The organism is Pseudomonas sp. NPDC087598, from assembly GCF_044743525.1.
In the GTDB taxonomy this organism is placed as follows: Bacteria; Pseudomonadota; Gammaproteobacteria; order Pseudomonadales; family Pseudomonadaceae; genus Aquipseudomonas.
This window is the reverse complement of record NZ_JBIUWQ010000077.1, coordinates 1-25,653: the sequence shown is the minus strand read 5'-3', so window position 1 is coordinate 25,653 and position 25,653 is coordinate 1. Positions and strand designations below refer to the sequence as shown.

The window sequence follows — 25,653 nt, the reverse complement described above, 5'->3', positions numbered from 1 at the left end:
GAACTTGCAGATCGTGACGGCAGGTAAGAAGATCTAAAACCGTCCACCATGTCTCCGAACATGTGTCCACCATGTCTCCGGTACATACACTCCCCCAGGAGAGGGGACTGAATGGGGGATGCTCACGAGATACGCCGACTTGAACGTGATGCGTTGAATCCAAAATCGACTGGTTGTTTCAGGTCGATGGCCAGCGCCAGACACCTCGGTCGGCTCCCTCTACCTCCGGGAGAGTGCTGGGCGGGCGGCGTTCCGATGAGGGGAACGGGATTCACTCAACCCTCAATCTGCCGCAACCGCTTATAAAGCGTGTTTCGACTCACGCCCAGCCGTCTGGCCAAATGCGAGATATTCCCCCCTGCCGCCTTCAACTCCCGGTTCAATGCTTCAACATCATTCAAATCCAACCCCAGCGGCTGCGTGCTCTCCACCGGCTCCATCTCCAGATCAACAAAAAAATCATCGGGCAAATGCTCCGGCCGCACCGGTTGTTCCTCGGCCATCGCCAGCGCCACCTGCATCACGCTGCTGACCTGGCGCAGATTCCCCGGCCATGGATGACGGCCAAACAACTCCAGCACTTCGCGGCTCAATCCCGCCCATTGCGTCGGTTCACGATGCTGTTCCCACAGTCGTTTAAACAACGCCTCCTTGTCACTGCGCTCCCGAAGTGGCGGCAACTCCAGTGTCAGCCCGCCAATGCGGTAATACAAATCCTCTCGGAAACGCCCCAACTGCACTTGTTCGCGCAAGGAACGGTTGGTCGCCGAGATAATCCGCAAATCCACCGCGAACAGCTCACTGCTGCCCACCGGTTGCACGCAACGCTCCTGCAACACCCGCAACAACCGCGCCTGGGTCGGCAGTGGCATGTCACCGATTTCATCGAGGAACAGCGTGCCTTTGTCCGCCTTGCGGATCAGACCGATGCTGCCTTTCTGGCTGGCGCCAGTGAAGGCGCCTTTCTCGTAGCCGAAAAGCTCGGATTCCACCAGTTCGGCGGGGATCGCTGCGCAGTTGACGGCGATGAATGCCTGTTTGCTCCGTGAGCTGGCCTGATGCAGGGCTTTGACGAACACTTCCTTGCCGACGCCGGTTTCACCATGAATCAACAGCGGAATGTCTTTTTCCAGCAAGCGCTCGGCTTGCCGTACTGCTTTTTCCACGCGGCTGTCGCCGAAGTGCAGGGTACTGAGGCTGATCGCCGCTGGCGCGACGGGTTTGGTTTCAGCAACAAACACCCGCGCTTGTATCGGTGCCTGTTTCGGCCGCTTCAACAGACACTGAAAACGGTTACGCCCCGAGGTCTGCAAGGCAAACGGCAGACCGTCTGGCTGATTGATCAACTCCAGCAACGACACCTTGAACAGGCTCTCGACGCTGACCCGCGACAACCGCACTCCGAGCAGATTGTCCGCCCGGCGATTGGCCGACAGCACTTGTCCGCTCTCATCAAAGATCAGCAATCCCGCCCACTGACTGTCGAGGTTGTTCAACCCGGTGTTGAAGGTCAGTTGAAAGTGTTGGCCATGGAACAGGTTCAGGATCAGCCGGTTCTCCACGGTCTGGCTCATCATCTTGACCATGCCGAGGGTGTGCGAGGGCGGCAGGTAGCTGTCGCTGGATACATCAAGCACCGCGATGACCTTGCGTTCGGCGTCGAAAATCGGCGCGGCGGAGCCGGTCATGAAGCGGTTGGCCTTGAGAAAGTGTTCATCGTGTTCAATGTGCACGGCCTGCTCACAGGCCAGCGCGGTGCCGATCGCATTGGTGCCGCTGGCGCGTTCGATCCAGCTCGCACCCGGTTGAAACCCTCGCGCCAGGTTCGGTTCGATAAACCGTTGCGTGCCCCACGACGTCAGCACCTGGCCCTGATTGTCGGCGAGCATGATCAGACAGTTGGAGTTGCTCAGGATGTTTTCGTAGTACGGCAGGACTTCCTGGTGGGTGGTCTGCACCAGCGAGTGATGGCTGTCGAGCAGGTGAGCAATACCGGCGGCGGGCAGTTGATCGAACGCCGGGGCGCTTTGGTGATCCAGACCGAACGCACGGCAACGTTGCCAGGAGTTCTGGACGAGAGCGTCGTGGGACAGCGGCGGGGCAGGTGCGGCCATGGCAGTGGGCCTCTGATGCAGCGATTTTTATTGTTGTTATGAACCCAAATCCTGAGAACCACACAGATCAACTGTGGGAGCGAGCCTGCTCGCGAAAGCGGTCTATCAGACAGAACTGCATCGACTGACACAGCTCCTTCGCGAGCAGGCTCGCTCCCACAGGGGATCTCCATCGCATTCAAGATCAGGTAAAAAGCATCCATAGAGTGTTGTTCACTATTGTTCATTGTCAATCGCCCGACTGTTCAAATGTGTTCAGCAATGAACGCCGTTTCCCGGCGCTTTCAACGATTTTCACGACAAATCAACCACTTGCCATTTCTGGCACGAAACTCGCTCCAGTGCACAGGTCGCTTGACTCCAATAATAAAAAGGCCGAGCCATGTCACTCACCCTGGAGCACGTCTGCCGTACCGTCGAAGGCCAGACCTGGATCGACGATGCGTGCCTGAAATTCGAACCCGGTTCCTTTAACGTTTTGCTCGGCCGCACGCTGTCCGGCAAAACCAGTCTCATGCGGTTGATGGCAGGTCTGGACAAGCCCGACAGCGGCCGCATCCTGATGAACGGCGTCGACGTCACCCAGCGCCCGGTGCGTTTGCGCAACGTGTCGATGGTCTATCAGCAGTTCATCAATTACCCGACCATGACCGTGTTCGAGAACATCGCCTCGCCGCTGCGTCAGGCCGGTGTCTCAAAAGAGCTCATCCACAGCAAGGTGCAGGAAACCGCGAAGATGCTGCGCATCGAGAAGTTTCTGCAGCGTTATCCGCTGGAACTCTCCGGCGGCCAGCAACAGCGCACCGCCATGGCCCGTGCGCTGGTCAAGGATGCCGAGCTGATCCTGTTCGACGAACCGCTGGTCAACCTCGACTACAAACTGCGCGAAGAACTTCGCCAGGAAATGCGCGAGCTGTTCAAACTGCGCCACACCATCGCGATTTATGCCACCACCGAGCCCAACGAAGCGCTGGCGCTGGGCGGCACCACAACCATTCTTCATGAAGGGCGAGTGATCCAGAGCGGCCCGTCGACCGAGGTGTATCACCAGCCGCAATCGGTGCTGGCGGCGGAGCTGTTCTCCGAACCACCGATCAACCTGATGCCCGGGCGCATCGCCGGCAACGAAGTCAGCTTCGCCAACTTCGTGCACTTCCCGTTGAACGTTGATCTGCGCCCGGTGGGCGAGGGCGAGTTCCGTTTCGGCGTGCGCCCCAGCCATATCTCGTTGGTGCCGAGCAACGATGACGATCTGGAATTGGCGGTGACCGTCGAAGTCGCCGAGATCAGCGGTTCCGAAACCTTCCTGCATGTACGCAACGAGCATTTCCTGCTGGTGCTGCACCTGCCCGGCGTTCATGAATACGACGTTGATGCGCCAATCCGCATTTACATCCCGACCCACAAACTGTTCGTTTTCGATGCGCAGGGCCGTCTGGTGCAAGCACCGGGTCGGCGCGTCGCGAGGGTTGCCTGATGGCCGAAATCCGTTTGCAGCACCTCGCCCACAGCTACAGCAAAACCCCGGGCGGCGCGGAGGATTACGCGATTCGCGAGATGGATCACATCTGGGAGCAGGGCGGGGCGTACGCCTTGCTGGGGCCGTCGGGTTGCGGCAAGTCGACCTTGCTCAACATCATTTCCGGCCTGCTCAGCCCTTCGCAAGGGCACGTGTTGTTCGACGGCAAAGCGGTCAACGACCTGACGCCGGAGAAGCGCAACATCGCCCAGGTTTTCCAGTTTCCGGTGGTTTACGACACCATGACCGTGTTCGACAACCTGGCGTTCCCTCTGAGAAATCAGGGCATGGCCGAGGCGAAAGTGCACAGCAAGGTGCAGGAAATCGCCGAGGTTCTCGACCTGCAGAACCTGCTGAGCAAGAAGGCGCGCAACCTCACCGCCGATGAAAAACAGAAAGTCTCGATGGGCCGTGGTCTGGTCCGTGACGACGTTTCGGCAATCCTCTTCGATGAACCGCTGACGGTGATCGACCCGCACCTGAAGTGGAAACTGCGGCGCAAGCTCAAGCAGATCCACGAGCAGTTCAACATCACCATGGTTTACGTCACCCACGATCAACTGGAAGCCTCGACCTTCGCCGACAAGATCGCTGTGATGTACGGCGGGCAGATCGTCCAGTTCGGCACGCCACGGGAATTGTTCGAGCGGCCGAGCCACACCTTTGTCGGCTACTTCATCGGCAGCCCCGGCATGAACCTGATCGAGGTGCAGCCCCAGCCCGGCGGCGTCGGTTTTGCCTCGACGCACCTGCCGTTGTCCGACGCGATGCAGCGACATATCGAACACGGCCAATGGAAAAATCTCAAGGTCGGCATCCGTCCGGAGTTCATTCATGTCTGGGACGAGCCGTTTGATGACGCGATGCAGGCACAGGTCGTACACGTCGAAGACCTCGGCACCTACAAGATCATGACCCTCAACCTCGACGGCGCGCCGCTGAAAGTGCGTCTGGCCGAAGACAAACCGGTGCCGCAGGGCACGGCGTACATCAGTTTTCCGGCGCAGTGGCTGATGGTCTATGCCGATGAGTTCCTCCTTGAAGCCGACAGCAGCGAGGTGCAGCCATGAACAAGGTGCAGAACAACAAGGCCTGGTGGCTGGTGTTGCCGGTGTTCCTGCTGGTGGCGTTCAGTGCGGTGATCCCGATGATGACCGTGGTGAATTATTCGGTGCAGGACATTTTCGACCAGTCCAGCCGCTACTTCGTCGGCGCTGACTGGTACCGGCAGGTGCTGCTCGACCCGCGCCTGCATGACTCGCTGCTGCGCCAGTTCATCTACTCGGCGTGTGTGCTGCTGATCGAAATCCCACTAGGCATCGCCGTCGCGCTGACCATGCCGACCAAGGGCCGCTGGTCCTCGGTGGTGCTGATCATTTTGGCGATTCCGTTGCTGATTCCATGGAACGTGGTCGGCACCATCTGGCAGATTTTCGGCCGTGCCGACATCGGCCTGCTCGGTTCCAGTCTCAACGCGATGGGCATCAGCTACAACTACGCGGCCAACACCATGGACGCCTGGGTGACGGTGCTGGTGATGGACGTCTGGCACTGGACTTCACTGGTGGCGCTGTTGTGTTTCTCCGGGTTGCGCGCGATTCCCGACGTCTATTACCAGGCAGCGCGCATCGACCGCGCCTCGGCCTGGGCGGTGTTTCGGCACATTCAGTTGCCCAAGCTGAAGAGCGTGCTACTGATCGCGGTGATGCTGCGCTTCATGGACAGTTTCATGATTTACACCGAGCCGTTTGTGCTCACCGGCGGCGGGCCGGGCAATGCCACAACCTTCTTGAGTCAGACCTTGACGCAGATGGCGGTAGGGCAATTCGACCTCGGTCCGGCAGCGGCGTTTTCGCTGGTGTACTTCCTGATCATCCTGTTGGTGTCCTGGCTGTTCTATACCGCCATGACGCACTCCGACGCCAACCGCTGAGGCCCGGCCATGAGCAAAAGAAAGCTTATTCCGTTGCTGGTCTACATCCTGTTCCTGCTGGTGCCGATCTACTGGCTGCTGAACATGTCGTTCAAGAGCAATACGGAAATCCTCGGCGGCTTGACCCTGTTTCCGCAGGACTTCACCTGGCACAACTACAAGGTGATCTTCACCGATCCGAGCTGGTACAACGGTTATCTCAACTCGTTGTATTACGTCAGCCTGAACACCGTCATCTCGCTGAGCGTGGCGTTGCCGGCGGCGTATGCGTTTTCGCGCTATCGTTTTCTCGGCGACAAGCACCTGTTTTTCTGGTTGCTGACCAACCGCATGGCGCCACCGGCGGTGTTTCTGTTGCCGTTCTTCCAGTTGTATTCATCGATTGGTCTGTTCGACACGCACATCGCCGTCGCCTTGGCTCACTGCTTGTTCAACGTGCCGTTGGCGGTGTGGATTCTTGAGGGCTTCATGTCCGGTGTGCCGAAAGAGATCGACGAAACCGCCTACATCGACGGCTACAGTTTCCCCAAGTTCTTCGTGAAGATTTTCCTCCCGCTGATCGGTTCCGGGATCGGTGTCACGGCGTTTTTCTGCTTCATGTTTTCCTGGGTCGAACTGCTGCTCGCGCGCACGTTGACCTCGGTGAATGCCAAGCCGATTGCGGCGGTGATGACGCGCACGGTGTCGGCGTCGGGGATCGACTGGGGCGTGCTGGCGGCGGCGGGGGTGTTGACCATCCTGCCCGGCATGCTGGTGATCTGGTTTGTGCGCAACCACGTGGCCAAGGGCTTTGCCCTCGGCCGGGTCTGAGGAACTGATGATGGAATGGATGAGCTGGACCACCCCGACTGCGGGGTTCTTCATCGCCATTGGTCTGCTGCTGGTGGGCATGACCACATGGGAATTGCGCTCGCCGAGCATCCTGCGGCGAGGTTTTCTGCCGATTGCCACCACCCGTGGCGATCGCTTGTTTATCGGTCTTCTCGGCAGCGCCTACCTGCATCTGCTGGTCATCGGCGCCACCGACTGGAGCATCTGGGTGGCGTCCGCGTTGTCCCTGGTGTGGCTGTTGGCTGTGATGCGTTGGGGCTAGTCGAATCGCTCGACAGTTTGGCTCCACAACTTAAACAGGAGGTCTCTATGTTCGACAAAAACAATAAGCTGCGACATAGCATTTCATTGGCAGCCATGCTCGCACTCAGCGGTTTGAGCGCAGCCGCCTGGGCCGATGCGTACGAAGACGCGGCGAAAAAGTGGATCGGCAGTGAATTCAAACCGTCGACCCTGACGGCCGAGCAGCAACTCGAAGAACTGAAGTGGTTCATCAAGGCTGCCGAACCGTTTCGCGGCATGGAAATCAAGGTCGTTTCCGAGACCCTGACCACTCACGAATACGAGTCCAAGGTACTCGCCAAGGCCTTCACCGAAATCACCGGGATCAAGCTCACCCACGACCTGCTGCAAGAAGGCGACGTGGTCGAGAAAATGCAGACGGTGATGCAGTCCGACAAAAATATTTATGACGGCTGGGTCAACGACTCGGACCTGATCGGGACGCACTTTCGCTACGGCAAGACCGAGTCGATCACCGACCTGATGGCCAACGAAGGCAAGAACTTCACTTCGCCGACCCTCGACATCAAGGACTTCATCGGCATCTCGTTCACCACGGCGCCGGACGGCAAGATCTATCAACTGCCCGACCAGCAATTCGCCAACCTGTATTGGTTCCGCGCCGACTGGTTCGAGCGTGCCGACCTGAAAGCCAAGTTCAAGGAAAAATACGGCTACGAATTGGGTGTGCCGGTGAACTGGTCGGCCTATGAAGACATCGCCAAATTCTTCAGCGAAGACGTCAAGGAAATCGACGGCAAACGCGTTTACGGGCACATGGACTACGGCAAGAAAGATCCGTCGCTGGGCTGGCGTTTCACCGATGCCTGGTTCTCCATGGCCGGGGGCGGCGACAAGGGCCTGCCCAACGGTTTGCCGGTGGACGAGTGGGGGATTCGTGTCGAGGATTGCCATCCAGTCGGTTCCAGCGTGACCCGTGGTGGCGATACCAACGGCCCGGCGGCCGTATTCGCCACGCAGAAATATGTCGATTGGCTCAAGGCCTACGCGCCACCGGAAGCGGCGGGCATGACCTTCTCCGAGTCGGGGCCGGTGCCGTCGCAAGGCAACATCGCCCAGCAGATTTTCTGGTACACCGCGTTCACCGCCGACATGACCAAACCCGGCCTGCCGGTGGTCAATGCCGACGGCACGCCGAAATGGCGGATGGCGCCGTCGCCGCGTGGACCTTACTGGGAAGAGGGCATGAAGCTCGGCTATCAGGACGTGGGTTCGTGGACGTTCATGAAATCCACGCCTGAGAAACAGAAACTGGCAGCGTGGCTGTACGCGCAGTTTGTGACGTCGAAAACCGTGTCGCTGAAGAAAACCATCGTCGGTCTGACGCCGATCCGCGAGTCGGACATCAACTCGCAGGCGATGACCGATCTGGCGCCGAAGCTCGGTGGTCTGGTTGAGTTCTACCGCAGCCCGGCGCGTGTGCAATGGACCCCGACCGGGACCAACGTGCCGGACTATCCGCGTCTGGCGCAATTGTGGTGGAGCCACATCGCCGAAGCGGCCAGCGGCGAGAAGACTCCGCAGCAGGCGCTGGATGGCCTGGCCAAGGATCAGGACGCGATCATGACGCGCCTCGAACGCTCCAAGGCGCAGGCGGTGTGTGCGCCGAAAATGAACCCGGAGCGGGATGCGCAGTATTGGTTTGATCAGCCGGGCGCACCGAAACCGAAACTGGCGAACGAGAAGCCGCAGGGCGAGACCGTGAGCTACAACGAACTGCTGAAATCCTGGGCGGATGCGCGCAAGTGATCGTGGCAATGTGAAAGGCGAACGGCACCGAAAGGTGCCGTTTTTTTTGCTGGCCGATTTACCGCCATCGCGAGCAGGCTCACTCCTACAGGTTTCAGCGGTGCTGACCAAACCTGGGAACACCCGAGATCACTGTGGGAGCTGGCTTGCCAGCGATTGCTTTCTGACATTCAACATTGATATCGACTGACCCACCGCCATCGAGAGCAAGCCAAGCTCACAGAGCTCTGGAGCATTGGGTTAGACCAGGACAGCCAAATCCGTGTACTGAGCAACTAAAGGATCAGCGGTAAGCAGTTTCATCGGTTCGGTCATTGCTGTGGCCACGATAATGCGGTCAAACGGATCGCGATGATGGTGTTCAAGATCCTTCACGGCGATGGCGTGCTCTGCAGTCACTGGGAGTTCGATAAAGCCACTGTCGAGACAATATTGGCGGACTTCTTCCAGATCAACTTTAAGCTTGCCGAGCCCGACCTTGATCGCCATTTCCCAGAAGGTGGCGGCGCTGATGTAGATTTCGGCGGCGTTCTCAATCAGTTTTCTGGCTTTGCCGGACAGTCTGGCATCATCACTGAGCGTCCAGAGCAAAATGTGCGTGTCGAGCAGAAGCCTCATGCTTGAATGCCCTCGAATGCATCAAGCATGTCATCGGGCAATGGTGAGTCGAAATCGTCGGGCAACACCAGTTTGCCTTTCATTGCGCCAATACGTTGAGCGCTGGGTTTTCCTACGGGAACGAGGCGAGCCATCGGCCGGCCATGCTTGGCAATCGTGATGACTTGGCCAGCAGCGGCATCATCGACGAGTTTGGATAAATTGTTTTTGGCTTCAGCCAGCGGAACGATGATCATCAGCTCACCCCTGTATTCTGGATAAATATAGCCAGAATATTTCAGCGCTGCCAATCCATAGACTTCTTCAGCCCATTCGCAAACGATATCCCTGTTCATTTTTTGCCTCTCGTCGATATTCCATCTGCCAAGGCCTCCACCATAAAGCTATCTACTCAAAACTGGCTGTAGGACAAAACGGAGGTTGCGGCGAGAGCTTTCGGTGTTTGTGTGGGGTGGGAGCAAATCGGTAAAAAATCGTACAAAAATATCGACTGACCCTCCGCCATCGCTGGCAAGCCAGCTCCCACAGGTTTCTGTGGTGGTCACATATTCCGCATGCACCGCAAATCATTGTAGGAGTGAGCCTGCTCGCGAAAGCGGTGTGTCAGGCGACAAAGATATCGAATGACCCACCGCCATCGCTGGCAAGCCAGCTCCCACAAGTTTCTGTGGTGCCCTCACATTCCGCATGCACTGCAAATAACTGTAGGAGTGAGCCTGCTCGCGATAGCGGTGTGTCAGACAACAAAGATATTGACTGACCCACCGCCATCGCGAGCAGGCTCACTCCTACAGGTTTCAGCGGTGCTGACCAAACCTGGGAACAGTCGAGATCACTGTGGGAGCTGGCTTGCCAGCGAAGGGGCCGTGGGTGTCGCCGCAGGGAAGCCGAGGCGGAACACGGTCATCGCACCGGGCAGGCTCTTAACCTCCGCTACGCCCTGATGCAGGCTCATGATCGAGCGGACGATCGCCAACCCCAATCCGGTGCTGCCCTGTGAACGCGAACGGCTGCTGTCGACCCGATAGAAACGGTCAAACAGATGCGGCAGATGCTGTGCCTCGATTCCCGCGCCGGGATTGCTGACCAGCAGTGAGGTCTGCGTCGCGCTTTGTTCAATCAGCAACGTCACAGTTTTCCCGTTCGGACAATGCCGCAAGGCGTTGGACAGCAAATTCGAAATCGCTCGTTGAATCATCAATCGATCGCCCATCACTGAAGCGCTGCCAAGCACATTCAAATGAATCTGCTTGTCTTGCGCCGACAACGAAAACATCTCGGCGACTTTCGCCGCTTCAACTTCCAGCGCCACGGATTCAAACGGCGCCAGCGACGACGGATGACTGACCTGCGCCAGAAACAACATGTCCGACACAATCCGCGCCACGCGCTCCAGTTCTTCGGTGCATGACACCAGCACGTCCTTGTACTCATCCACCGAGCGTTCGCGTGACAGCGTCACCTGCGCCTTGCCCATCAGGTTATTGATCGGTGTGCGCAACTCATGTGCCAGATCATCGGAGAATTGCGACAACTGCTGCACCCCCGCATCGAGCCGGTGCAGCATGAAGTTGATGCCCTGCGCCAGTTCGCTCAGTTCCTGCGGCATGTTCACCACCGACAGGCGATGATCCAGATCTTGCGTGGAGACCATCGCCGCCACTTTGCGAAATTCGCGCATCGGCGCCAACCCGCGCTGCACGGCGCCCCACGCGGTCAGGCCGATGAACACCAGCAATAACGGCAAGGCAATCAGCGTCGAACGTAGATACGCACTCAACAGGGCCTGGTCATGGGCGTTATCGATCGATAACAGCACCGGCACGCTGCTGCCATCCTTGAGGCGAATCAGCTTCGACACGGTGAGGAATTTTGCCCCCTCGGCGTCGGTACTTTCCGAATAAGCCAATTGATCGGTGGTTGCCCGCACGGCTTTCAATTCAACTCGCGGGTCGCTCAATCCGCTGCCGGACTTGAGCAGCGGCGAGCGCTGATTGACGCGGTCGTAAATCGTCAGCGTGAGGTTGTCGTGGCCCATCACCTGATCAAGCAGAATGTGCGGTTTGCCGCTGATTTCATTGGCGTCGACGTACAGCGACAGGCTGTGCTCGACCTGTTCCATCTTCTTTTCCAGGCTGTCTCTGGACAGCGCGTTGAGCTCATGGGTCAGGGCGAAATAAGCGAGGATCGCCAGGAACACCACTAGCAGCGCGCCGAGGATACTCACCGTCAACCCCAGGCGCATCGACAGGCTGGCCGGCTTCATTCCCGCGCCTCCAGGACATAACCGACACCGCGCAGGGTGTGGATCAACTTGTGTTCGAACGGGTCATCGATTTTCGCCCGCAGACGCCGAATCGAGACCTCCACGACGTTAGTGTCGCAGTCGAAATTCATGTCCCACACCAGCGAAATGATCTGCGTGCGGGTCAGCACCTCGCCGGACTGGCGCATCAACAGATGCAGCAAGGCGAATTCCTTGGTGGTCAGGTCGATGCGCTGTTCGCCACGAAACGCACGGTGGCGGCCGGGGTCGAGTTCCAGATCGGCGACTTTCAGCACTTGCGGCACCGGGATGTTCTCGCTGCGGCGCATCAGCGTGCGCACCCGCGCCAACAATTCGGGAAACTCGAACGGCTTGACCAGATAGTCGTCGGCCCCCAGATCGAGGCCGCGAATCTTGTCGGCCAGACGCCCGCGTGCGGTGAGCATCATCACCCGCGTCGAATGCGTGCGACGCAGTTGCTCCAGCACACCCCAGCCGTCGAGTTCGGGCAGATTGACGTCGAGAATGATCAGGTCATAAACCTGTTGTTGCGCCAGATGCAAACCATCGGCACCGGTGGCCGCGTGGTCAACGATATAACCACTTTCGGTCAAACCCTGATGCAAGTATTCGGCAGCTTTAAGCTCGTCCTCGATCACAAGGATTCGCATGATCAATCACCACTTTCATTGAATGGACAGGTAATTAGGGTGACCGGCAAAGTTGTTGTTTTTGTAAGGTCTTCCGGGCAGGCGCTATTAACGACTAACGATTTTTCCGACGGATATTTCTCCGTTTGCAGGCGTGCACGGTAAAGGCTGAAGTGGCTACAGAGTCAACCTGAGACGTGCGCGGTGAGGCTCTAAAGTGGCTATCTGCGACAGGCTGTCGCAGCTCGGCGGCGGTGGCACATGATGTCCCTGCTCGAGCAAGTGCTGTTCGGCGGATAACTTTGACTCTTTTGTTTCCATGTATTGCAAGTTGGCTTTTTGCACTTCGCATCCTAGAGCAAAACAACTTGGCGAAACCGTGGATAACGGATTTGTAATGTTCCAGTCACCTTGTCGATAAGTTCAAAACCCTACCGTGGCGGCATCGAAAAATCCTCAATGAAGGAAGTCTTCCATTGCCCGGTTCAAGACAACTGACGGCGCGATCACGCCTGCAAAAAACAGCCAGTGGCATTCTGTTGCTGACCCTTACCAGCCTCGCGAGCGCATCGACTCTGACCCTCGATCAGGCGCTGCAAACGGCGTTCGCCGGCAACCCGGAACTGGCCGCCGCACAGTGGGAAATCGGCATCGCCGAAGGTGATCGCCAACAGGCCGGGCTGATCCCCAACCCTGAGGTCTCGTGGGAGGCTGAAGACACCCGCCGCAACTCGCGCACCACCACGGTGATGCTCAGCCAGCCGATCGAGATGGGCGGCAAACGCGGTGCGCGCATCGACGTCGCCAGCCGTGCGCAGGATGCCGCGGGCATCGAGCTGGAGCGCAAACGCAACACCTTGCGCGCCGATGTGATTCAGGCGTTCAACAGTGCCCAGACCGCGCAGCAACGCTTGCAGTTGTCGCGCCAGTCACTGCAACTGGCCGAGCACGGTTTGCGCGTCGCGCAAGGGCGGATCGAGGCCGGTAAGTCATCACCGGTCGAAGGCACGCGGGCGCAAGTGCAACTCTCCGAAGTACGCCTGGAATTGAGCCGCGCCGAGCGCGATCAGGCCAACGCGTATCAGCAATTGGCGCAGGTCATGGGCGCGCCGCTACCGACCTCGACCGCGGTGCAAACCGCCACGCCAAACCTCGCCAATGTGCCGCCACCGAACCGTTTGCTTGAACGCCTGAAGGAGACCGCCGAGCTGCGTCTGGCCAAGCTGCAGATCGATCAGCGCGAGGCTTCTCTGGGGCTGGAAAAGTCCCAACGCATCCCCGACCTGACCGTGAGCATCGGTAGCCAGTACAGCGAAACCGAGCGCGAGCGGGTCAACGTGGTCGGGCTGTCGATGCCGATTCCGCTGTTCAACCGCAATCAAGGCAACATCCTTGCGGCAGCACGCCGAACCGATCAGGCGCGGGATCTGCGCAACGCCACCGAGCTGCGCTTGCGCACGGAAATCCAGACCAGCCTTGAGCAATGGCAGACCGCCAACGGCGAAGTCAAAGCATTCAATCAGACCATCCTGCCCGCTGCGCAGAGCGCAGTTGAAAGCGCCACCCGTGGCTTCGAAATGGGCAAGTTCGGCTTCCTCGATGTGCTCGATGCTCAGCGCACCCTGATCGCAGCGCGCAGCCAATACATCCAGGCCGTCAGCGAGGCAACTGACGCCCGCGTACGCATTGAACGGATCTTCGGCGACCTCAGCGTCCGCCCTTGAATTTCACTTTTCAGATCACTGCGCGCAGGTTTGGCGCAGAGGAGTTTCCATGGATAAAAAACTGATTGTGGTCGCTGCGGCGACGCTGGCGTTGGGCATCGGCATCGGCTCGATGTGGGCGGGCAATGGCGCTATCGACGCGCACGCCGATGAGGCTGCAGAACATGCCGATCACGCGGATCATGCCGAGGAGGGCGCCGCTGCCGAGGGCGAACATGGCGAAGAAGGCCACATCGAATTGAGCGCCGAGCAGATCACCGCCGCCGGCATTCAACTGGCCGAAGCGCGGGCGCAGACCATCAGCCGCGGTTTGCCGTTCCCCGGCGAAGTGCGCTTCGATGAAGATCGCACCGCCCATGTGGTGCCGCGTGTGCCGGGCGTGGTCGAGTCGGTGGCGGTCAACCTTGGCCAGCCGGTGAAAAAGGGTCAGTTGCTGGCGGTGATCGCCAGTCAGCAGATCTCCGATCAGCGCAGCGAGCAAGCCGCCGCGCAACGGCGTCTGGCGTTGGCGCGCACCACCTATGAGCGGGAGAAAAAACTCTGGCAGGACAAGATTTCCGCCGAGCAGGATTTCCTCCAGGCGCGCCAGGCCTTGCAGGAAGCCGAAATTGCCGTGAGCAATGCCCGGCAGAAAATCAGCGTGCTCAGTGGCAGCGTGGTAGCCACCGGCGGCAATCGCTACGAATTGCGTGCACCGTTTGACGGCGTCGTGGTGGAAAAACACCTGACGCCCGGCGAAGTGGTCGATGAGTCCACGGCCGCGTTCACCCTCTCGGATTTGTCGCGGGTGTGGGTGACGTTCGGCGTTTCTCCGAAGGATCTGAACAAGGTACAGGTGGGCAAAACCGTCACGGTCAGCGCTGCGGAGCTGAATGCCGAAGTGGTCGGCAGCGTGGCTTACGTCGGCAGTCTGCTCGGCGAGCAGACCCGCACCGCAACGGTTCGCGTGACGCTGGAAAACCCGCAAGGTTCGTGGCGTCCGGGCCTGTTCGTCACCGCACTGGTGGCTACCGACAGCCGCCAGGCGAAAGTCGCCGTGCCGGAAACCGCGATCCAGACGGTCGAGGACAAACCCACGGTGTTCGTGCGTACCGACGACGGCTTCGAGACGCGAGCCGTGGAGTTGGGCAGCCGCGCCGATGGTTTTGTGGAAATCACCCAAGGCCTGGACGCCGGCGCGCAAGTCGCCAGTGCCGGCAGCTTTGTCCTCAAATCGGAACTGGGCAAAGCCTCGGCCGAGCACAGTCATTGATAAGCACGCTGAAGACTCTCACTGATCCCGGAAGGCCCTCATGTTCGAACGCCTGATCCAGTTTGCCATCGAGCAGCGCATCATCGTGCTGCTTGCCGTTCTGCTCATGGCCGGCCTCGGCATCGCCAGTTATCAAAAACTGCCGATCGACGCCGTGCCCGACATCACCAACGTCCAGGTGCAAATCAACACCGGCGCCGCCGGGTTCTCGCCGCTGGAAACCGAGCAGCGCATCACCTTCCCGATTGAAACCGCCATGGCCGGTTTGCCGGCGCTGGAGCAGACCCGTTCGCTGTCGCGCTCGGGGTTGTCGCAGGTCACGGTGATCTTCAAGGACGGCACCGACCTGTTCTTCGCTCGTCAATTGGTCAACGAACGTTTGCAGATCGCCAAGGAGCAATTGCCCGAAGGCGCGGAAGCGGTCATGGGGCCAATCTCCACCGGCCTCGGCGAGATCTTTCTGTGGACAGTCGAGGCCAGGGAGGGCGCGCTGAAGGACGACGGCACGCCTTACTCGCCGACCGATCTGCGGGTGATTCAGGACTGGATCATCAAGCCGCAGTTGCGCAACGTGCCGGGCGTCGCCGAGATCAACACCATCGGTGGTTTCGCCAAGGAATATCAGATCGCGCCGGACCCGAAACGCTTGGCCGCGTACAAGCTGACGCTCACCGATCTGGTCACCGCACTGGAGCGCAACAACGCCAACGTCGGCGCCGGTTACATCGAGCGCAGCGGCGAACAATTGCTGATCCGTGCGCCGGGGCAAGTGGCGAGCACTGAAGACATCGCCAACATCGTCATGGCCAATGTCGACGGCACGCCGATCCGCGTGAAGAATGTCGCCAGCGTCGACATCGGCCGTGAACTGCGCAGTGGCGCGGCCACCGAAAACGGCCGTGAAGTGGTGCTCGGCACGGTGTTCATGCTGATCGGTGAAAACAGCCGAACGGTCTCGCAAGCGGTCGCCAGCAAACTCGAACAGATCAACAAATCCTTGCCTGTCGGGGTGGTCGCCGTGCCGGTTTACGACCGCACGCATCTGGTCGACAAAGCCATCGCCACGGTGAAGAAAAACCTCATCGAAGGCGCGATTCTGGTGATCGCGATTCTGTTCCTGTTCCTTGGCAACATCCGCGCGGCGCTGATTACCGCGATGGTGATTCCACTGTCGATGCTCTTCACCTTCACCGGCATGTTCAGCAACAAGGTCAGCGCCAACCTGATGAGTCTCGGCGCGCTCGACTTCGGCATCATCGTCGACGGCGCGGTGGTGATCGTCGAAAACACCCTGCGCCGCTTGGCCCACGCGCAGCAACACCACGGGCGTTTGCTGACCCGTGCCGAACGTTTCAAGGAAGTCTTTGCGGCGGCGAAAGAGGCGCGGCGACCGCTGATTTTCGGCCAGTTGATCATCATGGTCGTGTACCTGCCGATCTTCGCGCTCAGCGGTGTCGAAGGGAAAATGTTCCACCCGATGGCGTTCACCGTGGTCATCGCGCTGCTCGGTGCGATGCTGTTGTCGGTGACCTTCGTGCCGGCAGCGATTGCGCTGTTCGTCACTGGCAAGGTCAAGGAAGAAGAGGGCGCGGTGATGCGCGGCGCACGCAAGGTGTATGCGCCGGCACTGGCCTGGGTCATGTCGCATCGCGCTGTCGCCGTGGGCGCAGCGTTGGGCGTGATCGTGCTCAGCGGCGTGCTCACCAGCCGCATGGGCAGCGAGTTTGTGCCGAGTCTCAGCGAGGGCGATTTTGCCCTGCAAGCGTTGCGCGTGCCGGGCACCAGCCTGACGCAGTCGGTGGACATGCAGCAGCGTCTGGAAACGTTGATTCTCGCCAAGGTGCCGGAAGTCGAGCGCGTGTTCGCCCGAACGGGCACTGCGGAAATTGCCTCCGACCCAATGCCGCCGAACATCTCCGACAGCTATGTGATGCTCAAGCCAAAAGAGCAGTGGCCGGATCCGGGCAAGTCCCGCGAAACCCTGATGGCCGAACTGCAAGCCGCCGCCGCGGCGCTGCCGGGCAGCAACTATGAACTGTCGCAGCCGATCCAGTTGCGCTTCAACGAACTGATCTCCGGCGTGCGCAGTGACGTCGCGGTGAAGGTGTTCGGCGATGACATGGACGTGCTCAATGCCACCGCCGCGAAGATCGCGACGGCGATGCAAAAGGTCAACGGTGCGTCCGAGGTCAAGGTCGAACAGACCACCGGATTGCCGGTGCTGACCATCAACATTGATCGCGACAAGGCTGCGCGTTACGGGCTCAACGTCGGTGACGTGCAGGACACCATTGCCGTGGCGGTGGGTGGTCGCAAGGCCGGGACGTTGTATGAGGGCGATCGGCGTTTCGACATGGTGGTGCGCTTGTCCGATGCCATGCGCAAGGACATCGATGGCTTGTCGGCGCTGCTGATTCCAGTGCCTGCGGTGAGCGGTACGGCCAACCAGATCGGCTTCATCGCCCTGCAAGAAGTCGCCAGCCTCGACCTGGTGCTCGGGCCGAACCAGGTCAGTCGGGAAAACGGCAAGCGCCTAGTGATCGTCAGCGCCAACGTGCGTGGCCGCGACATTGGTTCGTTTGTCAGCGAGGCGGGCGAAGTCATCGAGCGTGACGTGCAAGTACCGGCGGGTTACTGGACCAGTTGGGGCGGGCAGTTCGAGCAACTGCAATCGGCCGCCAAACGCTTGCAGATCGTGGTGCCGGTGGCGTTGCTGCTGGTGTTCGGCTTGTTGTTCATGATGTTCAACAATCTCAAGGATGGTTTGCTGGTGTTTACCGGGATTCCGTTTGCCTTGACCGGCGGGGTCATGGCGCTGTGGTTGCGCGATATTCCGTTGTCGATTTCGGCGGGCGTGGGGTTCATCGCGTTGTCGGGTGTGGCGGTGCTTAACGGCTTGGTGATGATTGCGTTTATTCGCAACTTGAGGGAGGAGGGGCGGTCGCTGTCGGATGCGATCAACGAGGGTGCGCTGACGCGTTTGCGGCCGGTGTTGATGACGGCGTTGGTGGCATCGCTGGGGTTTATCCCGATGGCGCTGGCGACCGGCACGGGGGCGGAAGTGCAGCGGCCACTGGCGACGGTGGTGATTGGCGGGATCCTGTCTTCGACCATCCTGACGTTGCTGATCTTGCCTGCCCTCTACCAACTCGCCCACCGCCGGGATGAGGACTCCGTCCCTACCTGACTGTGAACACAACCCCTGTGGCGAGGGAGCTTGCTCCCGCTGGACTGCGCAGCAGGCCCCGCTTTTTCAAATGAAGAGCGAGGGCCGCTGCGCGCCCCAGCGGGAGCAAGCTCCCTCGCCACAGGTATTTCTCAGGCCTGAGAACTTTCTGTGTGGTTGCCGAAATTTTCCACATAACGGATATGTAATTTCCACGCCACCGTCACGAAAGGTTCGGCTTGTTACCTTGATCCCGTCAGCTACTTAAACGAGGAATCAAACATGAAATTCGCTCAGATCAGTGCCTTCACCGCAGCCCTCGCGCTGTCTTCCCTGGCCATGGCCGAAGGTGGCGGTGACCGCACTTTCGAAAAAATGATGGCCGCCAAGGACCGCTCCGTAGAGCTGTTTGTCGCCAAGGAAAAGGCTGCTGGCAATCCGGTCGTCGTCAATGAAAAGACAGACGACAAGACCCGGGACCTGTAACCACCCCGTGCTCGAACAAGCCTGTCATCGCGCATCGATGCCGGGCTTTTTTTTGGAGGAATTGAATATGAAGTTGATCAAGCTATTGACCCTCGCCGGCGTCATGGCGATGTCCATGAATGTGCTGGCCGAGGGCGGTGGTGACCGCACGTTCGAGCGCGCATTCAGCGCCAACGCCAAAGCCATGGCGCAATACGCCGCCAACCAGGGCAAAGCGCCGCCGGTGGTGAGGGATTACGAATACGGGATGAAGCTGGATGTGGTGAAAATCGTCAGCGTGGTGAAGCCTCAGCCGGCCTGCTCAGTCGTCCCCACCGCCATGACCTACGAAGATTCGCAGGGGCAGCTCAATACTCTCAAATACAGCGTGGCGGGGGTTTGCCGAAACAGCGGAAGTTGATGACTCACACGCTTCGTGAACCCTCCACGATCACAACGCGGCCCGAGCCTTCGGCAGCTCCCACACGGGGGAATTCGATATCACGATGTGTATTTAAATTCGGGATGTTTAATTGTGTAGGTCAATTGCAGAACCTTCCCACAATGTTTTCAGGTTGTCCGTCGGACGTCGGCTCTCTAGTGTGTGAACGTCGCTGCCAAATCAGCGATCGGGATTGGAACCCCGGAACCCCCGAAAGCGCAAAATCGGCTTTCATGACGTATGCTTGCGCACCTTGATGGTGTGCACTCCGTTATGGCAGCTGTGCGCAGGAGACTTCGAGTCTGTCGGGTTTCTGGTGGCCCGGGTTCCAACCTGCGTACAGCTGTCACCCCTTCGATTGGAACCGAATGGGCCAGCTCCATCCGCCACACCGGAGTTACACCATGAAAAAGCCAACACCCAATCCGCCTGAAACAACCGTTCCAGCGGACGCCAATACAACATCCCCCTACGTCTCCGCCGACATTCGAAAACTCCACAAAGCCGCCGACCGCGCCCTGGATTTTTACCTCAAACCGTCGGCCGCCATCATGTCCGCGCCCTACACCCCGAACCAGATGTTCCTGGCCAATCCCAAAGCCGACACCGAATCCCTGCTGGCCAACGCCTGCGAGTCCCTGGCCTCGGCCTCCGTCATGCTCGGCGACTTCGCCGCGCTGCTGGAAGGCACCCATCGCAAGACGATTCTGGGTATCGCCCAGGTTGTGATGCTCGGCGAACTGGCGGTGAACAGGGCGCTGGATAACGTCGAACCTGCGGTGTAGGCACTGAGCCACGATGTGGCGAGATTGGTTATCTCTCGCCACATCGTGGCTCCCGCAGATCAATGTTCGACTACTACGGAGGCAGGTCAATGCCCAGTCCAACTGAACTCGATGTGATTACCAATACCTTTTCAAGCTATCAAAGTACGGATCAAAAGAAACGGCATGTGATTGATCTCGCAGCCGTCATGTGTCAACGGACGAATCCGGGAACACAGCTATATCTTCTCGATGACGTTGCATTTAGCGCATTCGAACAGGCTATTGAAGCCAACCCTGCCCGAAACAACGTTTGCTTACACCAACTGAAAATTCGTCGAAATCGGTGGAGCTGAAAGTAAACGTAGTGCTGCCGGAAAGCAGGGATCGCATGACGCTGCTGGGGATCCTGCAAGTCGTCATGCTAGGCGTACTGACGGTGATTGATACCTGTAAACCATGTCCCCGGTCTCAAACGTAAAAGATGTGCCCGGTCTTTAGCGTGAGGGCTGCTTCCAGCCCTGGAAAAGCATGCCAAAGCAAACGCATAAAAAAGGCGCCCCGAAGGACGCCAAAAGATTCACCTCTTACCAAAGGAGCAAGGAGCTTCTAAAGGTGAATTTGGATCAACCTGGCAGTCAGAGAATCGCCAGCGGGTATTCGACAATCACCCGCACCTCATCCAGGTCGGATTCGAACGCGGTCGCGCGAGTGGTGGCCTGGCGCAAGCGCAGCGAGAGGTCTTTCATCGAACCGCTCTGCACCACATATTTGACTTCGATATCGCGTTCCCAACGCTTCTGATCGGTCAGCGGATTCCCTTCGGCATCGCGACGCATGTACACGGCGTTGGCGTTGGAGTAATCGGCGTCGGTGCCGCGCGCGTAACGGGTCATGAATGACAGGCCGGGCACGCCGTAAGTCGTCATGTCGAGGTCATAACGCACCATCCACGAACGTTCTTTCGGCGAGTTGAAGTCGCTGTACTGGATGGAGTTGTCGAGGAAGATCGAGTCGGACTGACGCAGGTAATCGAAGTCGTCATTGCCGTTGTTGCGCTGGTGGGAGAGGGCGACGGAGTGGGCGCCGAACCTCACGCCGGCACGGCCGCTCCAGATGTTGTTGTCGAACTCGCCGAGCAGTTGTTTGCCTTCATCGACAGCCTTGTAATAGTTCAGGCCACCGAACAGCGACAGGTCGTCCGACAGTGGATACGTCCATGCGGTACCAGCGTAGTACTGGTTCCAGGCATCCTTGAGCCGACTGGAGTACAGGCTGAAACTGAGATTCTTGTTCAGCGCATAATCGCCGCCACCATAAGCGATCCAAGGCGAATTGACCGGCCCGGCGTAGAAGGTGGCGAAGTTCTCGCGCATGTCGCTGGACACTGGCTGGCTCATCGCGTGCAATCGACCGCCCTGCACCGACAGGCCTTCGATGCTGGTGTTGATCGCGGTCACACCACGAAAGCTTTCCGGCAGCAAGCGCGAGTCACCCGCCGCGACCACTGGATTGGACGGGAACACATCACCGACCTTGACCACCGTATCGAACGCCCGGATTTTCGCGGCACCGCCGACCTTGGTGTATTCGTCTCGCGCCTCGCCGTCACTGTTCACCGGCAACACATCGAACGAGCTGCGCCCGCCATTGCGCCCGTCACCGGTGTCGAGTTTCAAACCGATCATCGCAAAAGCATCAACACCGACCCCGACGGTGCCTTGGGTGAAACCGGATTCGAACTTGCTGATCACCGCATGTGCCCAGGCTTCGGAATAACCGTTGCCGGTGGGGCTGGACTGGCCGTTGCGGTGATCGCGATTGAAGTAGAAGTTGCGGTTGAGCACCGTCAGGCTGCTGCCTTCGACAAAGCCTTCAGGCTTGTCTTCTGCAAGCACCATGGACGGCCCGGAGCCGACCACCACCGCTAAAGCGGCCATCGACATTTTTGTATTGTTAACCATCAAACACTCCTTGGGTTCGGCAGAACGGGAACGTGCTTCGGCGTGGTTTTATTGTTCGGCGGAGAAGGCCCGCCGGCATTGGTCGCCGGGTCACATCGTTGCAAGCTGCGGATAACGCCAAGGTGATGGGGGAATTACAATTTCGTCATGTGCGTTTGGTTTGAACTCAATCGGTGTGTGGGATTGTTTGTTTCCTTGCCTTTATCGGAAACCTTTACCAGATGAAGCTTGGTGGTCCGTAGTTTGACTTTGCCTTCGCGCTCATCTGCCAAGGATTTCAAGCCGTCCAGTAGTTCGGAAAAAATGTCTCGTTTCATTGTTCCTCCGTGCCTTGATTGATCTTTTCAGCAATTATTGAGGATAGAGAAGTGCTTCAATTCTGGCTGTAGGACGAACCTGACCTTCTTGCAAGAGCTTTCGGTAGAGCAACAAGAGACGTCGCCATTGACGTGTCGGAACAATCCACAGCACTATCCGACCATGACTGCCCAACACCGAATGACCATGATGTGCTCCTCTATGACCGCTTCCGGCGGGCCATAAGGTCATACGTGTTTGCCATTTGACGTGTTACCCGAAGCCCCGCCAGCAATGGACGGGGCTTTTTCATGCCTGTCCGCACATGGCTCATGGAGAGAGAAATGTTCGAGATCAGAAGAGCCACACTGGACGATGCGCGGATAGCTTTCGACATTCGCCGAGAGGCGATTCGGCATCAGTGCATCGGTGTCTACAGCGAGCAGCAAATGCTCGATTGGACGAGAGGTTCGGCCGAGGACGGTTACGACACCCTCATGGCAAAGCATTTCTATCTGGGGTGCGTGGACGGTGAGGCGGTAGCGACCGGGATGCTTGATCTGCAGCATCGTGAAATCGGCGCGATCTTTATTCTTCCTGATTTCATGCAGCGGGGGCTGGGTAAGCGCGTTCTGTATTTTCTTGAGAATCTGGCGCGGGAACTGGGGCTGGTCGAGGTGTGTCTGGACGCAACGTTGAATGCGGCCGATTTCTATCGGCGCTGCGGTTATGTGGGGGAGGGGAGTGCGATTTATCAGTCGCCTTCGGGGTTGCAACTGGCGTGTGTGCCGATGGTGAAGAAGCTGTGATGCCACTGTGGCGAGGGAGCTTGCTCCCGCTGGACTGCATAGCAGGCCCCGCTTCTAGCTGAACAGCGGGGCCGCTTCGCGTCCCAGCGGGAGCAAGCTCCCTCGCCACAGGTTATTTGTTGCTACATGGAATTCGTAAAACAAAAACGGCACCCGAAGGTGCCGTTTTCATTTGTTGCCAGTTCTACCGGAGCAATCAGCCCGCCAGACCCGCCTGCTGAACCAGTGTCAGCAATGGCTGCGGGTACACACCCAGGAAGAACGCGACCAGGGCGATCGCCAGCAGCATCACGCCGCCTGCTTTCTGTTCCCAGTGCAGCTGGGCGTCGTGGCGACGCAGGTTTGGTTCGATCAGGTACAGGGTGACCATCACGCGCAGGTAGTAGAAGACGCCGATGGCGCTGCCCAGAACCAGCGAACCGACCAGCCACCATTGATGCGACTCGACACCGGTAGCGATGATGTAGAACTTGCCGATGAAGCCAGCAGTCAGCGGGATACCGGCGAGGGACAGCATCATCACGGTCAGTACGGCGGTCAGGTACGGACGGCGCCAGAACAGGCCGCGATACTCGTACAGTGCGTCGGCGTCACGGCCGTTGTACGGCGAGGACATCAGGGTGATCACGCCGAACGCGCCGAGGCTGGTGATCACATAAGTAACCAGGTACACGCCGATGGCTTCCACGGCCAGACCCTTGCTCGCCACCAAGGCGATCAGCAGGTAGCCGAAGTGCGCGATGGACGAGTAACCGAGCAGACGCTTGAGGTTGCTCTGGGTCAGGGCCAGCAGGTTACCGAACAGGATCGAAGCGATAGCGATGACGGTCAGCACGTCGCTCAGTACGCCACTGCTGGCAGCAGGGGAGATCTGGAACAGACGCACCATCACCGCAAACACCGCAACCTTCGAAGCGGTTGCGAGAAACGCAGCCACCGGTGCCGGAGCACCTTCGTAGACGTCCGGCGTCCACAGGTGGAACGGTACCAGCGACAGTTTGAACGCCAGACCGATCAGCATCATGCCCAGGCCCAGTTGGGCCAGCGGGCTTGGCAGACCGGTGGCCGCCAGGGCCTGACCAATACCGGTGAAGCTCAGCGAACCGGCATCTGCGTACAGCAGCGCCATACCGAACAACAGGAACGCGGAACCGGCGGCCGACAGCACCATGTATTTGATGCCGGCTTCCAGCGAACGCTTGTTGAAGAAGGCGTAAGCCACCAGACCGTAAACCGGTACCGAGAGCAGTTCCAGACCGATGAACAAACCGGCCAGGTGCTGCGCGCTGACCAGAACCAGACCACCGGCGGCGGCCATCAGGATCAGCAGGTAGAGTTCTTCACGGTTGCCCGGGTAGCCCGAACCGCCATCGCCCAGGTAGGCGTGGGCGAGGGTGACGCAAGCGAGGGTGGCGACCAGGATCAGTGCCATGTACAGGCAGGCAAAAGTGTCGATCTGCAGCAATGGAGTCACGGCCAGAGGCGCGACTTTCAGGGCTGGGAGGATCGACAGCAAGGCCAGGTTCAGACCCGCCACCGAAATCAGGAAGGTCTGCGAGTGGTTGCGGCGCCAGGCGATTGCCAGCATCACCACGATAAGGGTGAGGCTGGTGATCAACAGTGGCGCAAGCGCACTAACGTGTTGAATCGTTAATTCCATAGCGCTCTTACCGGGCCGAAGCGAGTTGAGTGAAGGCGGTGCCGAGCCACTGCTGTACGCCATGCATCGTGGCGGCAGAAGTGTCGAGGAACGGTTGCGGGTAAACGCCGAGGTAAACCAGCAGTACCGCAAGGCCCAGCACCATGATCAGTTCGCGAGCGTCCATACCGTGCAGGATCGAATCCGATTTCGACGGACCGAAGTAGGCACGGTGGATCATGATCAGCGAGTACACCGAACCGAACACCAGACCGGACGTGGCAATCGCAGTGATCCATGGAGCGCTGGCGAAAGTGCCGATCAGAATCAGGAACTCGCCGACAAAGTTACCGGTACCCGGCAGACCCAACGAAGCGGCTGCGAAGAACAGGCTGATCGCCGGCAGGTAAGCGATACGCGACCACAGACCGCCCATCTCACGCATGTCACGAGTATGCAGACGCTCGTACAACTGACCGCTGAGGATAAACAGTGCCGCCGCCGACACGCCGTGCGCGAGCATCTGGATCACTGCACCTTGCAGGGCCAGTTGGCTGCCGGAGTAGATGCCGATCAACACGAAGCCCATGTGGGAAACGGAAGAGAAGGCGATCAGACGCTTGATGTCGGTTTGCGCGAATGCGAGGAACGCACCGTAGAAGAGCCCGATCAGACCGCGGGTCATGGCGATCGGCGCGAACTCGGCCGAGGCGTTCGGGAACAGCGGCAGAGCGAAACGCAGCAGACCGTAGGCAGCGGTTTTCAGCAGGATACCGGCGAGGTCGACGGAACCTGCAGTCGGCGCCTGGGCGTGCGCATCAGGCAACCACGAGTGAAACGGTACGACTGGCAGCTTGACCGCGAAGGCGATGAAGAAGCCGAGCATCAGAATGTACTCGGTGGTCATCGACATCTTGGTTTTCAACAGGTCGGCGTAGTTGAAGGTAATCACGCCGGTGTTGTTGAAGTTGACCAGTACCAGACCGAGGATCGCCACCAACATGATCAGGCCGGAAGCCTGCGTGAAGATGAAGAACTTGGTGGCTGCGTAGATCCGGGTTTTCTTGCCGTCCGAAGAACTGTGACCCCAGAGCGGGGGGGGGGGGGGGGGGGGCGCGCGGGGCGGGGGGGGGGGGGCGGCGGACGGC

At 59.1% G+C, this 25,653-nt stretch carries 21 protein-coding genes and 1 pseudogene; 13 read left to right on the top strand and 9 right to left on the bottom strand.

The genetic code is table 11. The features are described 5' to 3' along the window. Window positions 1-275: 275 nt before the first annotated feature. The gene (locus tag ACIOWE_RS27395) at window positions 276-2,114 is read right to left on the bottom strand and encodes a sigma-54-dependent Fis family transcriptional regulator (protein ID WP_401397940.1); all 1,839 of its coding nucleotides are present in this window, start codon (window positions 2,112-2,114) and stop codon (window positions 276-278) included. 382 nt (window positions 2,115-2,496) lie between these two features. Here ACIOWE_RS27395 and ACIOWE_RS27390 point away from each other — a divergent pair, with 382 nt between their 5' ends. The 6 genes from ACIOWE_RS27390 to ACIOWE_RS27365 are packed head-to-tail and all read left to right on the top strand — an operon-like array spanning window position 2,497 to window position 8,449. Then, a complete protein-coding gene (locus ACIOWE_RS27390) occupies window positions 2,497-3,591 on the top strand; it encodes an ABC transporter ATP-binding protein (RefSeq protein WP_201237652.1) in 1,095 nt (364 codons plus the stop codon). Next, window positions 3,591-4,703, top strand: a complete 1,113-nt coding sequence (locus ACIOWE_RS27385) for an ABC transporter ATP-binding protein (RefSeq protein WP_401397939.1) — start codon at window positions 3,591-3,593, stop codon at window positions 4,701-4,703. The genes ACIOWE_RS27390 and ACIOWE_RS27385 overlap by 1 nt, the downstream gene beginning before the upstream one ends. Then, on the top strand, window positions 4,700-5,566 hold the full coding sequence (locus tag ACIOWE_RS27380; protein WP_101159118.1) for a carbohydrate ABC transporter permease: 867 nt from the start codon (window positions 4,700-4,702) through the stop codon (window positions 5,564-5,566). Before ACIOWE_RS27385 ends, ACIOWE_RS27380 begins: the two co-directional genes overlap by 4 nt. 9 nt (window positions 5,567-5,575) lie before the next feature. Then, window positions 5,576-6,376, top strand: coding sequence for a carbohydrate ABC transporter permease (locus tag ACIOWE_RS27375; RefSeq protein WP_401397937.1), 801 nt, complete (start codon window positions 5,576-5,578; stop codon window positions 6,374-6,376). 10 nt (window positions 6,377-6,386) lie between these two features. Beyond that, window positions 6,387-6,659 carry a DUF2160 domain-containing protein gene (locus tag ACIOWE_RS27370; RefSeq protein ID WP_103305295.1) on the top strand — a complete coding sequence of 91 codons (273 nt, stop codon included), beginning with the start codon at window positions 6,387-6,389 and terminating at the stop codon, window positions 6,657-6,659. A 47-nt stretch (window positions 6,660-6,706) separates the two neighbouring features. After that, entirely contained in the window at window positions 6,707-8,449 is a 1,743-nt protein-coding gene (locus ACIOWE_RS27365; protein WP_201237656.1) for an ABC transporter substrate-binding protein, read from the top strand. Between the two features lie 240 nt (window positions 8,450-8,689). Here ACIOWE_RS27365 and ACIOWE_RS27360 read toward each other — a convergent pair whose 3' ends face one another. The 4 genes from ACIOWE_RS27360 to ACIOWE_RS27345 form a co-directional block, all read right to left on the bottom strand. Beyond that, window positions 8,690-9,067 (bottom strand): type II toxin-antitoxin system VapC family toxin, encoded by a 378-nt coding sequence (locus ACIOWE_RS27360; protein WP_401397936.1) that lies wholly within the window; start codon window positions 9,065-9,067, stop codon window positions 8,690-8,692. Further along, window positions 9,064-9,402 (bottom strand): type II toxin-antitoxin system Phd/YefM family antitoxin, encoded by a 339-nt coding sequence (locus tag ACIOWE_RS27355; RefSeq protein WP_401397934.1) that lies wholly within the window; start codon window positions 9,400-9,402, stop codon window positions 9,064-9,066. Before ACIOWE_RS27355 ends, ACIOWE_RS27360 begins: the two co-directional genes overlap by 4 nt. 497 nt (window positions 9,403-9,899) lie before the next feature. Further along, complete coding sequence (locus ACIOWE_RS27350; RefSeq protein ID WP_401397932.1) at window positions 9,900-11,333, bottom strand: heavy metal sensor histidine kinase; 1,434 nt, start codon at window positions 11,331-11,333, stop codon at window positions 9,900-9,902. Beyond that, window positions 11,330-12,004, bottom strand: coding sequence for a heavy metal response regulator transcription factor (locus ACIOWE_RS27345; protein ID WP_201237658.1), 675 nt, complete (start codon window positions 12,002-12,004; stop codon window positions 11,330-11,332). Before ACIOWE_RS27345 ends, ACIOWE_RS27350 begins: the two co-directional genes overlap by 4 nt. Before the next feature lie 455 nt (window positions 12,005-12,459). Between ACIOWE_RS27345 and ACIOWE_RS27340 the strand changes: the two genes are divergently transcribed. From ACIOWE_RS27340 to ACIOWE_RS27315, 6 genes are all read left to right on the top strand, one after another. Then, a complete protein-coding gene (locus ACIOWE_RS27340) occupies window positions 12,460-13,707 on the top strand; it encodes a TolC family protein (RefSeq protein ID WP_401397930.1) in 1,248 nt (415 codons plus the stop codon). 49 nt (window positions 13,708-13,756) lie between these two features. Continuing rightward, the gene (locus ACIOWE_RS27335; RefSeq protein ID WP_401397928.1) at window positions 13,757-14,959 is read left to right on the top strand and encodes an efflux RND transporter periplasmic adaptor subunit; all 1,203 of its coding nucleotides are present in this window, start codon (window positions 13,757-13,759) and stop codon (window positions 14,957-14,959) included. 40 nt (window positions 14,960-14,999) lie between these two features. After that, window positions 15,000-18,146 (top strand): CusA/CzcA family heavy metal efflux RND transporter, encoded by a 3,147-nt coding sequence (locus tag ACIOWE_RS27330; protein ID WP_401397926.1) that lies wholly within the window; start codon window positions 15,000-15,002, stop codon window positions 18,144-18,146. A gap of 261 nt (window positions 18,147-18,407) precedes the next feature. Beyond that, window positions 18,408-18,611, top strand: a complete 204-nt coding sequence (locus tag ACIOWE_RS27325; protein ID WP_401397924.1) for a co-regulatory protein PtrA N-terminal domain-containing protein — start codon at window positions 18,408-18,410, stop codon at window positions 18,609-18,611. A 67-nt stretch (window positions 18,612-18,678) separates the two neighbouring features. After that, a complete protein-coding gene (locus ACIOWE_RS27320) occupies window positions 18,679-19,011 on the top strand; it encodes a DUF2790 domain-containing protein (protein WP_401397922.1) in 333 nt (110 codons plus the stop codon). Window positions 19,012-19,436: 425 nt separating this feature from the next. After that, entirely contained in the window at window positions 19,437-19,817 is a 381-nt protein-coding gene (locus tag ACIOWE_RS27315) for a DUF6124 family protein (RefSeq protein WP_401397920.1), read from the top strand. A gap of 617 nt (window positions 19,818-20,434) precedes the next feature. Here ACIOWE_RS27315 and ACIOWE_RS27310 read toward each other — a convergent pair. Continuing rightward, the gene (locus ACIOWE_RS27310; protein WP_401397918.1) at window positions 20,435-21,760 is read right to left on the bottom strand and encodes an OprD family porin; all 1,326 of its coding nucleotides are present in this window, start codon (window positions 21,758-21,760) and stop codon (window positions 20,435-20,437) included. A 209-nt stretch (window positions 21,761-21,969) separates the two neighbouring features. Beyond that, window positions 21,970-22,077, bottom strand: a pseudogene (locus tag ACIOWE_RS27305) (transcriptional regulator); the annotation flags it as partial. Between the two features lie 324 nt (window positions 22,078-22,401). Here ACIOWE_RS27305 and ACIOWE_RS27300 point away from each other — a divergent pair. Further along, window positions 22,402-22,866, top strand: coding sequence for a GNAT family N-acetyltransferase (locus ACIOWE_RS27300; RefSeq protein WP_401397916.1), 465 nt, complete (start codon window positions 22,402-22,404; stop codon window positions 22,864-22,866). Between the two features lie 196 nt (window positions 22,867-23,062). Here the strand turns inward: ACIOWE_RS27300 and nuoN are convergent, their stop codons facing one another. Beyond that, window positions 23,063-24,526, bottom strand: a complete 1,464-nt coding sequence (gene nuoN, locus ACIOWE_RS27295; RefSeq protein ID WP_401397914.1) for an NADH-quinone oxidoreductase subunit NuoN — start codon at window positions 24,524-24,526, stop codon at window positions 23,063-23,065. 7 nt (window positions 24,527-24,533) lie between these two features. Beyond that, a partial coding sequence (nuoM, locus tag ACIOWE_RS27290) for an NADH-quinone oxidoreductase subunit M (protein WP_401397912.1) occupies window positions 24,534-25,653 on the bottom strand: 1,120 nt, incomplete at its 5' end.

Bases quoted from the DNA above. Each gene is read 5' to 3' on its own strand.
- ACIOWE_RS27395 (WP_401397940.1), bottom strand. From the start codon at position 2,114: ATGGCCGCACCTGCCCCGCCGCTGTCCCACGACGCTCTCGTCCAGAAC.
- ACIOWE_RS27390 (WP_201237652.1), top strand. From the start codon at position 2,497: ATGTCACTCACCCTGGAGCACGTCTGCCGTACCGTCGAAGGCCAGACC.
- ACIOWE_RS27385 (WP_401397939.1), top strand. From the start codon at position 3,591: ATGGCCGAAATCCGTTTGCAGCACCTCGCCCACAGCTACAGCAAAACC.
- ACIOWE_RS27380 (WP_101159118.1), top strand. From the start codon at position 4,700: ATGAACAAGGTGCAGAACAACAAGGCCTGGTGGCTGGTGTTGCCGGTG.
- ACIOWE_RS27375 (WP_401397937.1), top strand. From the start codon at position 5,576: ATGAGCAAAAGAAAGCTTATTCCGTTGCTGGTCTACATCCTGTTCCTG.
- ACIOWE_RS27370 (WP_103305295.1), top strand. From the start codon at position 6,387: ATGGAATGGATGAGCTGGACCACCCCGACTGCGGGGTTCTTCATCGCC.
- ACIOWE_RS27365 (WP_201237656.1), top strand. From the start codon at position 6,707: ATGTTCGACAAAAACAATAAGCTGCGACATAGCATTTCATTGGCAGCC.
- ACIOWE_RS27360 (WP_401397936.1), bottom strand. From the start codon at position 9,067: ATGAGGCTTCTGCTCGACACGCACATTTTGCTCTGGACGCTCAGTGAT.
- ACIOWE_RS27355 (WP_401397934.1), bottom strand. From the start codon at position 9,402: ATGAACAGGGATATCGTTTGCGAATGGGCTGAAGAAGTCTATGGATTG.
- ACIOWE_RS27350 (WP_401397932.1), bottom strand. From the start codon at position 11,333: ATGAAGCCGGCCAGCCTGTCGATGCGCCTGGGGTTGACGGTGAGTATC.
- ACIOWE_RS27345 (WP_201237658.1), bottom strand. From the start codon at position 12,004: ATGCGAATCCTTGTGATCGAGGACGAGCTTAAAGCTGCCGAATACTTG.
- ACIOWE_RS27335 (WP_401397928.1), top strand. From the start codon at position 13,757: ATGGATAAAAAACTGATTGTGGTCGCTGCGGCGACGCTGGCGTTGGGC.
- ACIOWE_RS27330 (WP_401397926.1), top strand. From the start codon at position 15,000: ATGTTCGAACGCCTGATCCAGTTTGCCATCGAGCAGCGCATCATCGTG.
- ACIOWE_RS27325 (WP_401397924.1), top strand. From the start codon at position 18,408: ATGAAATTCGCTCAGATCAGTGCCTTCACCGCAGCCCTCGCGCTGTCT.
- ACIOWE_RS27320 (WP_401397922.1), top strand. From the start codon at position 18,679: ATGAAGTTGATCAAGCTATTGACCCTCGCCGGCGTCATGGCGATGTCC.
- ACIOWE_RS27315 (WP_401397920.1), top strand. From the start codon at position 19,437: ATGAAAAAGCCAACACCCAATCCGCCTGAAACAACCGTTCCAGCGGAC.
- ACIOWE_RS27310 (WP_401397918.1), bottom strand. From the start codon at position 21,760: ATGGTTAACAATACAAAAATGTCGATGGCCGCTTTAGCGGTGGTGGTC.
- ACIOWE_RS27300 (WP_401397916.1), top strand. From the start codon at position 22,402: ATGTTCGAGATCAGAAGAGCCACACTGGACGATGCGCGGATAGCTTTC.
- nuoN (WP_401397914.1), bottom strand. From the start codon at position 24,526: ATGGAATTAACGATTCAACACGTTAGTGCGCTTGCGCCACTGTTGATC.